General features: G+C 71.4%; 10 protein-coding genes. 5 read left to right on the plus strand and 5 right to left on the minus strand.

Annotated features, from left to right (window positions below):
* The 3 genes from AX018_RS23365 to AX018_RS23375 all read left to right on the plus strand — a co-directional run.
* Positions 1-319 (plus strand): transposase (locus AX018_RS23365; protein WP_146749253.1); only part of this gene is annotated, 319 nt, incomplete at its 5' end.
* A 108-nt stretch (positions 320-427) separates the two neighbouring features.
* A complete protein-coding gene (locus AX018_RS23370) occupies positions 428-1,345 on the plus strand; it encodes a T3SS effector XopP-like protein (RefSeq protein WP_211322515.1) in 918 nt (305 codons plus the stop codon).
* Between the two features lie 91 nt (positions 1,346-1,436).
* Positions 1,437-3,053: a gamma-glutamyltransferase family protein gene (locus AX018_RS23375; protein ID WP_111882527.1), complete on the plus strand. Its 1,617-nt coding sequence runs from the start codon at positions 1,437-1,439 to the stop codon at positions 3,051-3,053.
* 88 nt (positions 3,054-3,141) lie between these two features.
* On the opposite strand, the gene AX018_RS23380 is transcribed toward AX018_RS23375, so the two are convergent.
* The 5 genes from AX018_RS23380 to AX018_RS23400 form a co-directional block, all read right to left on the minus strand.
* A complete protein-coding gene (locus tag AX018_RS23380) occupies positions 3,142-4,056 on the minus strand; it encodes a DMT family transporter (protein ID WP_111882530.1) in 915 nt (304 codons plus the stop codon).
* A gap of 9 nt (positions 4,057-4,065) precedes the next feature.
* Positions 4,066-5,166: a tRNA preQ1(34) S-adenosylmethionine ribosyltransferase-isomerase QueA gene (gene queA / locus AX018_RS23385; protein WP_111882532.1), complete on the minus strand. Its 1,101-nt coding sequence runs from the start codon at positions 5,164-5,166 to the stop codon at positions 4,066-4,068.
* 204 nt (positions 5,167-5,370) lie between these two features.
* Positions 5,371-6,156, minus strand: coding sequence for a fumarylacetoacetate hydrolase family protein (locus AX018_RS23390; RefSeq protein WP_111882535.1), 786 nt, complete (start codon positions 6,154-6,156; stop codon positions 5,371-5,373).
* A gap of 89 nt (positions 6,157-6,245) precedes the next feature.
* On the minus strand, positions 6,246-7,181 hold the full coding sequence (locus tag AX018_RS23395; protein WP_111882537.1) for an AraC family transcriptional regulator: 936 nt from the start codon (positions 7,179-7,181) through the stop codon (positions 6,246-6,248).
* 42 nt (positions 7,182-7,223) lie between these two features.
* Positions 7,224-8,519 carry an HD-GYP domain-containing protein gene (locus tag AX018_RS23400; RefSeq protein WP_111882539.1) on the minus strand — a complete coding sequence of 432 codons (1,296 nt, stop codon included), beginning with the start codon at positions 8,517-8,519 and terminating at the stop codon, positions 7,224-7,226.
* A 176-nt stretch (positions 8,520-8,695) separates the two neighbouring features.
* Here AX018_RS23400 and recG point away from each other — a divergent pair, with 176 nt between their 5' ends.
* Together recG and AX018_RS23410 are read left to right on the plus strand one after the other, a co-directional pair.
* On the plus strand, positions 8,696-10,783 hold the full coding sequence (gene recG / locus AX018_RS23405) for an ATP-dependent DNA helicase RecG (RefSeq protein ID WP_111882542.1): 2,088 nt from the start codon (positions 8,696-8,698) through the stop codon (positions 10,781-10,783).
* 151 nt (positions 10,784-10,934) lie between these two features.
* Positions 10,935-11,900: a LysR substrate-binding domain-containing protein gene (locus tag AX018_RS23410; RefSeq protein ID WP_111882545.1), complete on the plus strand. Its 966-nt coding sequence runs from the start codon at positions 10,935-10,937 to the stop codon at positions 11,898-11,900.
* The last annotated feature ends 90 nt before the right edge of the window (positions 11,901-11,990 follow it).

The following is an 11,990-nucleotide window of genomic DNA, read 5'->3' on the forward strand; positions in this document are numbered from 1 at the left end:
CAAGGGAGCGCTTGCGGCCTTCAAGCGCTGCAAGCGCTCGCTGGGGCGGGTGCAAAGTGTGCTGACGGACAGCGGTTACACAGGCGAGCCCTTCGCGCAAGGCGTCAAGGACATCCTGGGTGAGCATGTGACGGTGCAGATCGCCAAGAGAAGCGAGTTGCACACCTTCAAGGTCATGCCCAAGCGCTGGGTGGTTGAGCGCAGCTTTGCTTGGCTGGACAAGAATCGGCGGCTATGGAAGAACTGTGAGCGATGGCTCAACACCAGCTTACAGTTCGTCCACTTGGCGTTTCTGGCTCTGCTACTCAGAAGATCGTAAACACGTTCTTACAAGCTGCCGCCATCCGCGGTCAAGCATGTGCAGGGGACAACGTATCTGGGACAGCCCATCGGGCCGGTTGCGGCACCGCGCAATCCGGACGACAGCGTGGACCTCGCCGAGAAGACCGATACACCGGCCCCAGCGGCGGCCCAGCGGCAGAAGCCCCAGGCACAGGCCAAATTCCGCAAGCAGAAGGTGCAGGGGAGTGACAGCGGGTCTTCCTCTTCTGCGCAGGCGCCGGAGCCGGCGCACAGCGCCCTGCTGCAGCTGGCGCATGAGCGCCTGAGCGGATTCAAACGCCCCCCGGAGGCTCGCGTGGCAAGCCTGGGGGACCTGATCGCGGTAGGCGAGTCGCTGCGCAAGGACACATCGACCCTGGAGATCTATCGCAACGAAGCCAGCGATCCGCTGGAAGCAGGCAACCAGATGCGCCTGTCCCTCGACAGCTGGTTCGGAAGCGCAGGCCGCTGGGAGGCCATGCAGGGGAAATTGCATGCATTGCAGGGTGCGGATGGCAAGGGGCCGGCGGAAGAACTCTTGCGGAAATTCGGCGAAGAGCGGATCCAGCCGCTCAAGCAGTTGCACGCGCAGATCGATGCCCTGGAACTGGACCGGGTCAAGACCTTTTCGTACCCCCGGCTCAAGCATGTCGCGCACCTGATGAAGGCCGATGGGCAAGGCCAGGGCCTGAAGATCGGTGCGCCAGTCAAATTGCGTTCGAAAAGCGATCCCGACGAGCACCGGGGAACGGTCTTCGAGGTGAAGCTGACCCCGGGAAAGCTGACGAACGGCCAGCCCGCTCCACCGCTCTACGTGCACCTGCACACTAAGGAGCCGGTCACGGCCGAAGCCTGCCGCACCATCGCATTCGGCGACTTGGACGCCATCCACGTGAAGAATGCGGAGCAGCACGGAAAGGGCCGCACCTGGGAAGTGCTCAACAACGCCCTGGACAGCGTACACCGCGGCCCCTTCGACGCCGCAGCGCTGAAGCTGCTGCAGGAGCACATGGGGCGCAGCTGACGCCTTCGGCAAGGGCTGCCGCGCGGGCAGGGCCTTCGGCGCCTGCAAGAATGCTATCTCCATCTTCCCCCACCCCCGAAGGAGACACCGCATGACCGCACCCCGTGACGCCCGCGCCCTCGACTGGACACTGCCCTACGCCTCCCGCCGCAGCGCGGTCATGGGCCGCAACATCGTGTCCACCTCGCAGCCGCTGGCGGCGCAGGCGGGCCTGCGGATGCTGCTGGCGGGCGGCAATGCCGTGGATGCGGCCATCGCCGCCGCCATGGTGCTCACCGTGGTCGAGCCCACGGGCTGCGGCATCGGCAGCGATGCCTTCGCCATCGTGTGGGACGGCCAGGAGTTGCACGGCCTCAATGCCTCGGGCCGCGCGCCCGCCGCGTGGACGCCCGGCTATTTCGCGCAGCGCGGCGGCATTCCCGAGACGGGGTGGGACGCCGTCACCGTGCCCGGCGCCGTCTCGGCCTGGGTGGCGCTGTCGCGGCGGTTCGGCCGGTTGCACTTCGCGCAGCTCGCGCAGCCGGCCATCGACTACGCGCGCGGCGGGTTCTCCGTCTCTCCCACCATCGCGCGCCAGTGGGCGCTGGGCGCGGCCAAATTGGGGGCGCAGCCGGGTTTCGCCGAGTGCTTCCTGCCCGGCGGCCGTGCGCCGCACGCGGGCGAGGTCTTTCGCAGCGAGGCGCATGCCCGCACCCTGGAGCGCATCGCCGCCACCGATGGCGAGGCCTTCTACCGCGGCGATCTCGCGCGCCAGATCGCCGCGCACGCGCGCGAGCACGGCGGCGCGATGACCGAGGACGACCTCGCCGCGCACCAGGCCGACTGGGTGGGCACGGTGAGCCGGCGCTTCGGCGACGCGGTGATCCACGAGATCCCGCCCAACGGCCAGGGCATCGCGGCCCTGATGGCGCTGGGCATGCTCGATGCGCACGGCATCGGCGCGCGGCCCGTGGACCACGTGGACACGGTGCACGCCAGCATCGAGGCCATGAAGCTCGCGCTGGCCGACCTGTACCGGCACAACGCCGATGCCGACGCCATGCGCGTGGCGCCGCGCGACCTGCTCTCGGACGCCTACCTGCGCGAGCGCGCCGCGCTCATCGACCCGGCCCGCGCGGGCGACCCCGGCCACGGCACGCCGCGCCCGGGCGGCACCGTGTACCTCGCGGCGGCCGACGAGAGCGGCATGATGGTCTCGTTCATCCAGTCCAACTACATGGGCTTCGGCTCCGGCGTGGTGGTGCCCGGCACGGGCATCAGCCTGCAGAACCGGGGCCACTGCTTCACCACCGAGCCCGGCCACGCGAACGAGGTGGGGCCGCGCAAGCGCCCCTCGCACACCATCATCCCGGCCTTCGCCACCGATGCCGACGGCGCGCCGCGCATGGCCTTCGGCGTCATGGGCGGCCCCATGCAGTCGCAGGGCCACGTGCAGATGGCCCTGCGCGTGCTGCGCTACGGCCAGAACCCGCAGGCCGCCGCCGACGCGCCGCGCTGGCGCGTGACGGGCGGGCGCGGCGTGGCCGTGGAGCCGGCGTTCGACCCGGCCGTGGTCCAGGCGCTGCGCGAGCGCGGCCACGCGGTGGCTGTGGAGGAGGGCGACGGCGTCTTTGCCTTCGGCGGCGCGCAACTGGTGCTGCGGCTGGAGGACGGCGCCTACGCGGCGGGCTCCGACCCGCGCAAGGATGGCCACGCCGTTGCCTACTGATCCGCCGCTCGGTGGATTGCTATTAAATGTGTAGCATAAAACGCAATGAATACGGCGACATGGAGGCTGAAACGCTTCAGCCTCCGTGTCACCGCGCCTCGCGCACCGTGAGCCAGGCGCCCGCCGCGCCGCTCGCGGCAATGGCGGCCATGCCGAGCAGCGACGGCCCGTCGGGCACGTGGCCGTACACCCACCAGCCCGCCAGCATCGCGAAAGCGATCTGGCTGTAGAGGAAGGGCGCGATCGTGGGCGGCGTGGTGCGCGCGTAGGCGTTGAGCAGCATCAGGTGCCCGAGCGCGCTGGCCAGGCCCATCACGAAGGTGCCGGCCCAAAGCCACGGATCGGGCACGGCCTCCCACGCGAAGGGCAGGGCCAGCGACACCAGCGCGGTGGCGAGCCAGCCGGTGTAGAGCTGCGTGGTGGCCGGGCTCTCGCGCCCGGCCATCGTGCTGCTGATCACCTGGTAGCCCGTGCCGCAGGCCAGCATCGCCAAGGGCAGCAGCAGCGCCCAGGTGAAGACTGCGCCGCCCGGTCGGACGATGAGCACCGCCCCGGCCAGGCCCACCGCCACCAGCACCCAGCGCGCGGGGCTCACGCGCTGGCGCAGCCAGAACGCCGCCACCAGCGTCACGCACAGCGGCGTGGTCGCGACGATGGCGGTGAACTCCGCCAGCGGCATGAAGCGCAGGCTCTGGTAGCCGAAGAAGCTCGTGGCCGCGAACAGCACGGCGCGCAGCGCCTGGAAGCGCGGCTGCGTGGTGCGCAGCGCGCCGAGGCCCTCGCGGTGCAGCACGTAGGCCGTGGTGAGCACGGCCTGGAACACGTAGCGCAGCCACAGCGCCATCACGATCGGCATGCCCGCCAGCGCCACGTGCTTGCTGGTGGCGTCCAGCACCGCGAAGCACGCGCAGGCGGCCACCGTGAGCGCGATGCCGCCGAGCGCGCGGCGCAGGTCCGCGCGGCGGGAGGCGGCGGCTGTGGAGTGGGCGGGCCCGGGTGCCATTGCCGTGCGTCAGCGGCGCGCGAGCAGCATCGCGTCGCCGTAGCTGAAGAAGCGGTAGTGCTGCGCGATCGCGTGGCGGTAGAGCGCCATCGCGTGTTCGTAGCCCGCGAAGGCGCTGATGAGCATCATCAGCGTGCTCTTGGGCAGGTGGAAGTTGGTGACCAGCAGGTCCACCACCTGGAAGGCGAAGCCCGGCGTGATGAAGATGTCGGTGTCGCCCGTGGCCTGGCCGCTGCGCGCCCAGGATTCGAGCGTGCGCACCGTGGTCGTGCCCACGGCCACCACGCGGCCGCCGCGCTGGCGGCAGCGTTCCAGCGCCGCCAGCGTGGCGAGCGGCACCTCGTACCACTCGCTGTGCATGCGGTGCTCGGCCAGGCTCTCGGTCTTCACCGGCTGGAAGGTGCCCGCGCCCACGTGCAGGGTGACGCTGGCGCGCTCCACGCCGCGCTCGGCCAGCGCCGCGAGCACCGCATCGTCGAAATGCAGCGCCGCCGTGGGCGCCGCCACGGCGCCGGGCGCGCGCGCGAACACGGTCTGGTAGCGCTCGGCATCCTCGGCCGCGTCGGGGTCGTCGCCGCCGTCCTGGTGGCGCTCGATGTAGGGCGGCAGCGGCATGTGGCCGTGGCGCTCCATGAGCGCGTGGGGGGCCGCGCCGTCGGGGCTGGATAGCGCGAAGCGGAACAGCGGGCCGTCTTCATCGGGCCAGCGGCCCAGCAGCGTGGCTCCGAAGCCGCCGCGCGCCGGCCCGCCGGCCATCTGGAGCGTGGCGCCCACGGCGGGCTTCTTGCTCACCTTCATGTGGGCCACGACCTCGTTGCCGGAGCCGCCCACCAGCACCCGCTCGATCAGCAGCTCGACCTTGCCGCCGCTCTCCTTCTCGCCGAACACGCGCGCCTTGACCACGCGCGTGTCGTTGAACACCAGCAGATCGCCTGGCTGCAGCAGCCCGGGCAGCTCGCGGAAGATGCGGTCCACGGGCGCCTCGGCGCGGCCGTCGAGCAGGCGCGAGGCGCTGCGCTCGGGCGCGGGGTGCTGGGCGATGAGTTCGGGGGGCAGCGAGAAGTCGAAGTCGCTGAGGGTGAAGGCGCGGGGGGGCTGGCTGGCGGACATGCAGGGGCTTGAGGGCCGGACGGGCCCGTTCCAAGGAGGGCGGAAGTGGAAGTGCGGGATGCGAAGCCGGCGATTTTCCCACGGGACCTTCCTTGCCGGCCGCCAGGCGTTAGGCAGCGGATCAACGGGGCGCCGAGCAACGCCCGCCAGCGCGCAGGCGGCCATGCAGGCCGGGAGCGGCACGCCGCGGCCTGCGCGCCCGGATCACACCACCTTCAGCGCCAGATCCGGCAGCCCGTCCACGTGCGCCACCATCACGTCGCCCCTCACCACCGCCCCCACGTTCTCGGGCGTGCCGCTGTAGATGAGGTCGCCGGCCTTCAGCTCGAAGGCTTCGGAGAGCTTGGCGATCTGCTCGGCCACGCTCCAGATCATCTGGTCGAGGTCGGCCTGCTGCTTCACGGTGCCGTTCACCGAGAGGGTGATGGCGCCGCGGGGGAAGTGGCCCGTCTGCGCGGCGCGGTGGATGGGGCCGATGGGGGCGGAGAGGTCGAAGCTCTTGCCGATCTCCCAGGGCTTCTTCTGGTCCTTCATGTCGCTCTGCAGGTCGCGGCGCGTCATGTCCAGGCCCACGGCGTAGCCGAAGACGTGCTGCAGGGCCTGCGCCACGGGGATGTTGCGCCCGCCGCTGTGCAGGGCGGCGACCAGTTCCACCTCGTAGTGGTAGTTGCGCGTGAGGGCGGGGTAGGGGTGGTCCACGGTTTGCCCCGGCGGCACGAACTGGATGGCGTCGCTGGGCTTCTGGAAGAAGAAGGGCGGCTCGCGCGTGGGGTCCGAGCCCATCTCGCGCGCGTGGGCCGCGTAGTTGCGGCCGATGCAGTAGATGCGGTGCACGGGAAAGACCTCTGCGCCGCCCGCGATGGGCACGGCGGGCACGGCGAGGGTGAAGGGCGAGGGGGCGGCGGGCGTGGCGGCGACGCTGGCGCAGCCGGCGGCCAGGGCGCCGCCGAGGGTGGCGGTGGTGTTCATGAGGATGTCTCTGCGTTGCATGGAATGTCTCCTGGGGCGTTGGCGGTGCGGCCTCTGGCGGGCCGGTGCCTGCCACTCTAGGAGCGGCCGCGCCACCGCATGCGGACGATTCAGCGCAAGACTTGGACGCGATCGCGCGGGGCCGGTCCGGCGGCCGGACCACCGCCGGGCCCCTGCAGCTCGCGCAGCCGCTGCGTGCGCCAGTCGCGAGGGCTCTGGCCGTGCCACTGCCGGAAGCGCCGGGCGAAGTAGGCCTCGTCCGCGAAGCCGCAGCGCCGCGCGATCTCGCTGATGCGCTCGGCGGTGGCGAGCAGCAGCTCCTGCGCGAGCGCGAGGCGACGCTCGGTGAGCAGTTCGGTGAAGGTGCGGCCCGTTTCCTTCTTGATCAGGTGGGCGAGGTAGTTGGGCGAGAGGCAGGCGGCCTCGGCCGCGCTCGCGAGCGTGGGCTCGCCCGCGAGTTCGTCACGCAGGTAGCGCAGCACCCGGGCCAGGGCCGCGCGCCGGCTGCCGCGCTGGGCCTGGTGGGCGGCGAGGGCGCGCAGCTCGCCCTCCCAGCGCTGGCAGGTGCGCGCCAGGATGTCGAGCAGGCCGCCGCGGATGCGGGCGAGCGAGGCCAGGCGCCGGGCGGTGTTCTCGTGCTGGAGCATGGCCAGCACGTCCAGCACGGCCTGCCAGTCGCCGCCGTCGAAGGTGAAATCCAGGTGCTCCTGGAACTGGAAGGGCGCGAGTTCGGGGGCCATCGCCAGGGGCACGTCCTCCAGGTCGAGCGGGTCCACCTGCAGGGCCGGCCAGAGGAAGCGCTGGCTGAAGTTGACCACCAGCCACCGCGTGCCCGGTGGGTGCGGCACGAGGTGCATGCGGTGCGGCAGCACGAAGCTCAGCGTGCCGGGCGTGAAGGGCCGCACCGTGCCGCCCACGTGGTGCTGGGTGGCGCCCGCGAGGTTGGCCTGGATCTGGAAATACTCGTGCTTGTGCGGCTGCGTGAGCGGCGCGCGGCCGCTCTGGTCGCGGATGTCGAAGTCGAGGTGGCGCGAGCGCTCGACCATCGCATAGGTGCGCACGGCGGCCGGCCCGCCGCGCGGCGGCGCTCATCGGCCGGCGTCTCCCGGCTTCGCCCACAGCTCCACCAGGTCCGGGAAGCGCCACTTGTCGGGGTCTTCGCGGGCGACGATCTTGTCGCCGCTGCCGGGCTGCGAGAGGTCCACCACCTCGGGCGGGATGCGCAGGTCGGCCTTGGTGGAGAAGAACACCTTCACGCGCGGCGACACCAGCGAGGCGGACTGCTCCATCACCACGCCGATGCGCCCCGAGGCGAGTCGTACCAGCGAGCCCACGGGGTAGATGCCGATGCTCTTGACGAAGGCCTGGAAGAGCCGGGCGTCGAAGTGCCCGTGGGTCCATTCGGCCATGCGGCGCAGCGACTCGGCCGGGTCCCAGCCGCGCTTGTAGGGGCGGTCGGAGGTGATGGCGTCGTACACGTCGCAGATGGCGGTCATGCGCGCGATCAGGCCGATGCCGTCGCCCTGGAGCTTGTGCGGATAGCCCGTGCCGTCCATCTTCTCGTGGTGGTGCAGGCAGGCGTCGAGCACTTCCTCGTCCACGCCGCCGCAGGCCAGCAGCATGCGGTGGCCGTGCTCGGAGTGGCCGCGGATCACGTCGAACTCCTCGTCGGTGAGCTTGCCGGGCTTGTTGAGCACCGACAGCGGCACGCGCGCCTTGCCGATGTCGTGCATCAGCCCGGCCATGCCGGCCGTGCGCAGGCGCTCGCCCTCCAGCCCGATCTGGCGGCCCAGGGCCACCATGAGGGCGCACACGGCCACCGAGTGCATGTAGGTGTAGTCGTCGGCGGACTTCAGGCGCGCGAGGCTGATGAGCGCGGACGGATTGCGCGTGACGGAGTCGGAGATCTCCTCCACCAGGCTGCGTGCCTCGGTGGAATCGACCACCCGGCCCATGCGCGCCTCGGTGAACATCGAGGTCATCGTCTGGCGCGCATGGTTGGTGAGCGCCGCCGCGTGCGCCAGCTCCTCGTCCATGCGGGTCGGCGCCGTGCCCCGGGGCGGCGCCGGCCGGGCGGGCGCGCGGGGGGCGGGCGGCGGCGGGGCGACCTTCAGCTCGGGCAGCTCCTGCAGGTTCTGGAAATCGGTCTCGCGCCGGGCCTCGGCCTGCTCGGGCGTGACGGTGGCCACGCCGGCGGCCACGTCGCGGCCCTTGGAGACGTCGATCCAGACTTCCTGGATGGCGGTGCCGTGGATCCGGGCGAGGTCGGCGGCGTCCTGCAGCACGAAGCCCGTGCGCCAGAAAGGGTGGTCCATCCACGAGCCGCAGAACTGGTGCAGGTACATGCCCAGGGTGAGGTGCTGGACGCTGATTCGCTTGAGCATGGGAACAAGGGGGCGGAGATCGGGTGAGTCAGCCGGTGTGCTGCGGCCATGTTAGCCTCTCGCGCGCCCGAAAGGGAGCGGGTCGGGTGCCCCGGGGTGGCATGAATCCGCCACTTTCCGAAGGCCCGCACGCTCTCCCTGGCCCCGATCCCGCCGATTTCCGCTCCCGCCGTCCCATGCCCGCCGCGCCCAGCCCCGCCCAGAAAGCCCTCCAGAAGATGGGGCTCGCGCGCGACATCGACCTGGCCCTGCATCTGCCGCTGCGCTACGAGGACGAGACGCGCATCACCCCGCTGCGCAACGTGCGCGACGGCGAGACCGCCCAGATCGAGGCCACCGTGACCGCCTGCGAGGTGCAGCTGCGCCCGCGCCGCCAGCTGGTGGCGACGGTGGACGACGGCACGGGCACCTGCGAGCTGCGCTTCTTCAGCTTCTACCCCTCGCACCAGAAGACGCTGGCCGTGGGCGCGCGGCTGCGCATCCGGGGCGAGGTCAAGGGCGGCTTCTGGGGCCGGCAGATGCTGCACCCGGCGTTCCGGGTGGCGGGCGGCGAGCTGCCCGCCGCGCTCACGCCGGTCTACCCGACCACGGCCGGCTTGCCCCAGCCCTACCTGCGCCGCGCCGTGGTGGGCGCGCTGCAGCGGGTGGACCTCTCCGAGACCGTTCCGGCCGACCTGGCGCCGCCCCTGGCCCGGTTCGCCGGCGGCGCCGCCTGGTGGACGCTGCGCGAGGCGCTCGCCTTCCTGCACCACCCCACGCCCGATGTGGCCCTGGCCACATTGGAGGACCACAGCCACCCGGCCTGGCAGCGGCTCAAGGCCGAGGAGCTGCTGGCCCAGCAGCTCTCGCAGCTGGAATCCAAGCGCGAGCGCGACCGCCTGCGCGCGCCCGTGCTGCGGCCGGGCGCGCCGCCGGCCGGCGGCCTCGCGCTGCACGAGCAGCTGCTGGCGGCGCTGCCCTTCGGCCTCACGGCCGCGCAGCGGCGCGTGTGCGCCGAGATCGCCGCCGACCTGGCCCGCCCCGTGCCCATGCACCGGCTGCTGCAGGGCGACGTGGGCTCGGGCAAGACCGTGGTGGCTGCGCTCTCGGCCACCCTCTGCATGGACGCGGGCTGGCAGTGCGCGCTGATGGCGCCCACCGAGATTCTGGCCGAGCAGCACTTCCGCAAGCTCATCGGCTGGCTGGAGCCGCTGCTGGCCGCCAGCGGCCGGCGCGTGGCCTGGCTGGCGGGCGGGCAGAAGAAAAAGGAGCGCGCCGCCATGCTGGCGCTCATCGAAAGCGGCGAGGCCGCCCTGGTGGTGGGCACGCATGCCGTCATCCAGGACCAGGTGCGCTTCCAGAAGCTCGCGCTGGCCGTGATCGACGAGCAGCACCGCTTCGGCGTGGCCCAGCGGCTGGCGCTGCGCAAGAAGCTGGAGCACCAGGGCATGGAGCCGCACCTGCTGATGATGAGCGCCACGCCCATCCCGCGCACGCTGGCCATGAGCTACTACGCCGACCTGGACGTCTCCACCATCGACGAGCTGCCCCCGGGCCGCACGCCCATCGTCACCAAGCTCATCGCCGACAGCCGCAAGGACGAGGTCATCGAGCGCATCGGCGCGCAGGTGGCCGCCGGCCGGCAGGTGTACTGGGTGTGCCCGCTCATCGAGGAGAGCGAGGCGCTGGACCTCTCCAACGCCACGGCCACGCACGTGGAGCTGAGCGAGGCCCTGCCCGGCGTGGCGGTGGGGCTGCTGCACTCGCGCATGGCGCCGGCCGAGAAGAAGGCCGTGATGGCGCTCTTCACGGAAGGGACCATGGGCGTGCTCGTCTCCACCACGGTGATCGAGGTGGGGGTGGACGTGCCCAACGCGTCGCTGATGGTGATCGAGCACGCCGAGCGCTTCGGCCTCTCGCAGCTGCACCAGTTGCGCGGGCGCGTGGGGCGCGGCGCCGCGGCCTCGGCCTGCGTGCTGCTCTACTCCACGGGCGACAGCGGGCGGCTGGGCGAGACCGCGCGCGACCGGCTCAAGGCCATGGCCGAGACCAACGACGGCTTCGAGATCGCGCGGCGCGACCTGGAGATCCGCGGCCCGGGCGAATTCCTGGGCGCGCGCCAGTCCGGCGCGCCCATGCTGCGCTTCGCCGATCTCGCCACCGACACGCTGCTGCTCGAATGGGCGCGCGAAACCGCGCCGCGCATGCTCGACGGCCATCCGGAACTGGCCCGGCGCCACGTGGGCCGCTGGCTCGGCGGCAAGTCGGATTACCTGAAGGCATGAGCGGGAGCGTTTGCCCGTGATCCATCCAGGAACGTAACGGGACGGCATCCGTGGCAGACTTGACGGCCCTGCGGCCGCATGCGGAATCTTGTCCCATGCCGCCCTGCACCGTCGCACAATCGCACTTTCCCGCACTGCCGCCCTTCAGACAATGACCCTCACAGAACTCAAGTACATCGTCGCCGTCGCCCGGGAAAAGCACTTCGGCCGCGCGGCGGACGCCTGTTACGTCTCGCAGCCCACGCTGTCGGTGGCCATCAAGAAGCTCGAGGACGAGCTGGAGGTCAAGCTCTTCGAGCGCAGCGCGGGCGAGGTCTCGGTCACGCCGCTGGGCGACGAGATCGTGCGCCAGGCGCAGAGCGTGCTGGAGCAGGCCGCGGCCATCAAGGAGATCGCCAAGCGCGGCAAGGACCCGCTGGCCGGCGCGCTCACGCTGGGCGTGATCTACACCATCGGCCCCTACCTGCTGCCCGAGCTGGTGCGCCACGCCATCGCGCGCACGCCGCAGATGCCGCTCATGCTGCAGGAGAACTTCACCGTCAAGCTGCTGGAGATGCTGCGCACCGGCGAAATCGATTGCGCGATCATGGCCGAGCCGTTCCCCGACACGGGCCTGGCGATGGCGCCGCTCTATGACGAGCCCTTCATGGCCGCCGTGCCGGCATCGCACCCCCTCGCGCAGCGCAAAAGCATCTCCGCGGGCGAGCTCAAGAGCGAGACCATGCTGCTGCTGGGCGCGGGCCACTGCTTCCGCGACCATGTGCTGGAGGTGTGCCCCGAGTTCGCGCGCTACGCGAGCAACGCCGAGGGCATCCGCCGCACCTTCGAAGGCTCGTCGCTGGAGACCATCAAGCACATGGTCTCGGCCGGCATGGGCGTGACCCTGGTGCCGCGCCTGTCGGTGCCGCGCGACGCGCTGCACACGGGCTCCAAGCGCCGCAAGAGCGACGACACCCACATCCGCTACCTGCCCATCGAGGAGCCCGACGGCAGCCCGCCGCCGATGCGCCGCGTGGTGCTGGCGTGGCGCCGCAGCTTCACGCGCTACGAGGCCATCGCCGCGCTGCGCAACGCCGTGTACGCCTGCGAGCTGCCCGGCGTGACGCGGCTGTCCTGAAATGAGACGACAACCCCCTGAGCCGCTTCGCGGCTTCCCCCTTCTCTCACGCTGCGCGTGGGAAGAGGGACGCAGCCAGCGCGGCGGGGC

It is taken from the genome of Paracidovorax anthurii, assembly GCF_003269065.1.
Lineage (GTDB): Bacteria > Pseudomonadota > Gammaproteobacteria > Burkholderiales > Burkholderiaceae_C > Paracidovorax > Paracidovorax anthurii.

What these genes read in the sequence shown, in the direction of transcription:
- AX018_RS23375 (WP_111882527.1), top strand. Translation starts at nt 1,437, where the DNA reads ATGACCGCACCCCGTGACGCCCGCGCCCTCGACTGGACACTGCCCTAC.
- AX018_RS23380 (WP_111882530.1), bottom strand. Translation starts at nt 4,056, where the DNA reads ATGGCACCCGGGCCCGCCCACTCCACAGCCGCCGCCTCCCGCCGCGCG.
- queA (WP_111882532.1), bottom strand. Translation starts at nt 5,166, where the DNA reads ATGTCCGCCAGCCAGCCCCCCCGCGCCTTCACCCTCAGCGACTTCGAC.
- AX018_RS23390 (WP_111882535.1), bottom strand. Translation starts at nt 6,156, where the DNA reads ATGCAACGCAGAGACATCCTCATGAACACCACCGCCACCCTCGGCGGC.
- AX018_RS23395 (WP_111882537.1), bottom strand. Translation starts at nt 7,181, where the DNA reads ATGGTCGAGCGCTCGCGCCACCTCGACTTCGACATCCGCGACCAGAGC.
- AX018_RS23400 (WP_111882539.1), bottom strand. Translation starts at nt 8,519, where the DNA reads ATGCTCAAGCGAATCAGCGTCCAGCACCTCACCCTGGGCATGTACCTG.
- recG (WP_111882542.1), top strand. Translation starts at nt 8,696, where the DNA reads ATGCCCGCCGCGCCCAGCCCCGCCCAGAAAGCCCTCCAGAAGATGGGG.
- AX018_RS23410 (WP_111882545.1), top strand. Translation starts at nt 10,935, where the DNA reads ATGACCCTCACAGAACTCAAGTACATCGTCGCCGTCGCCCGGGAAAAG.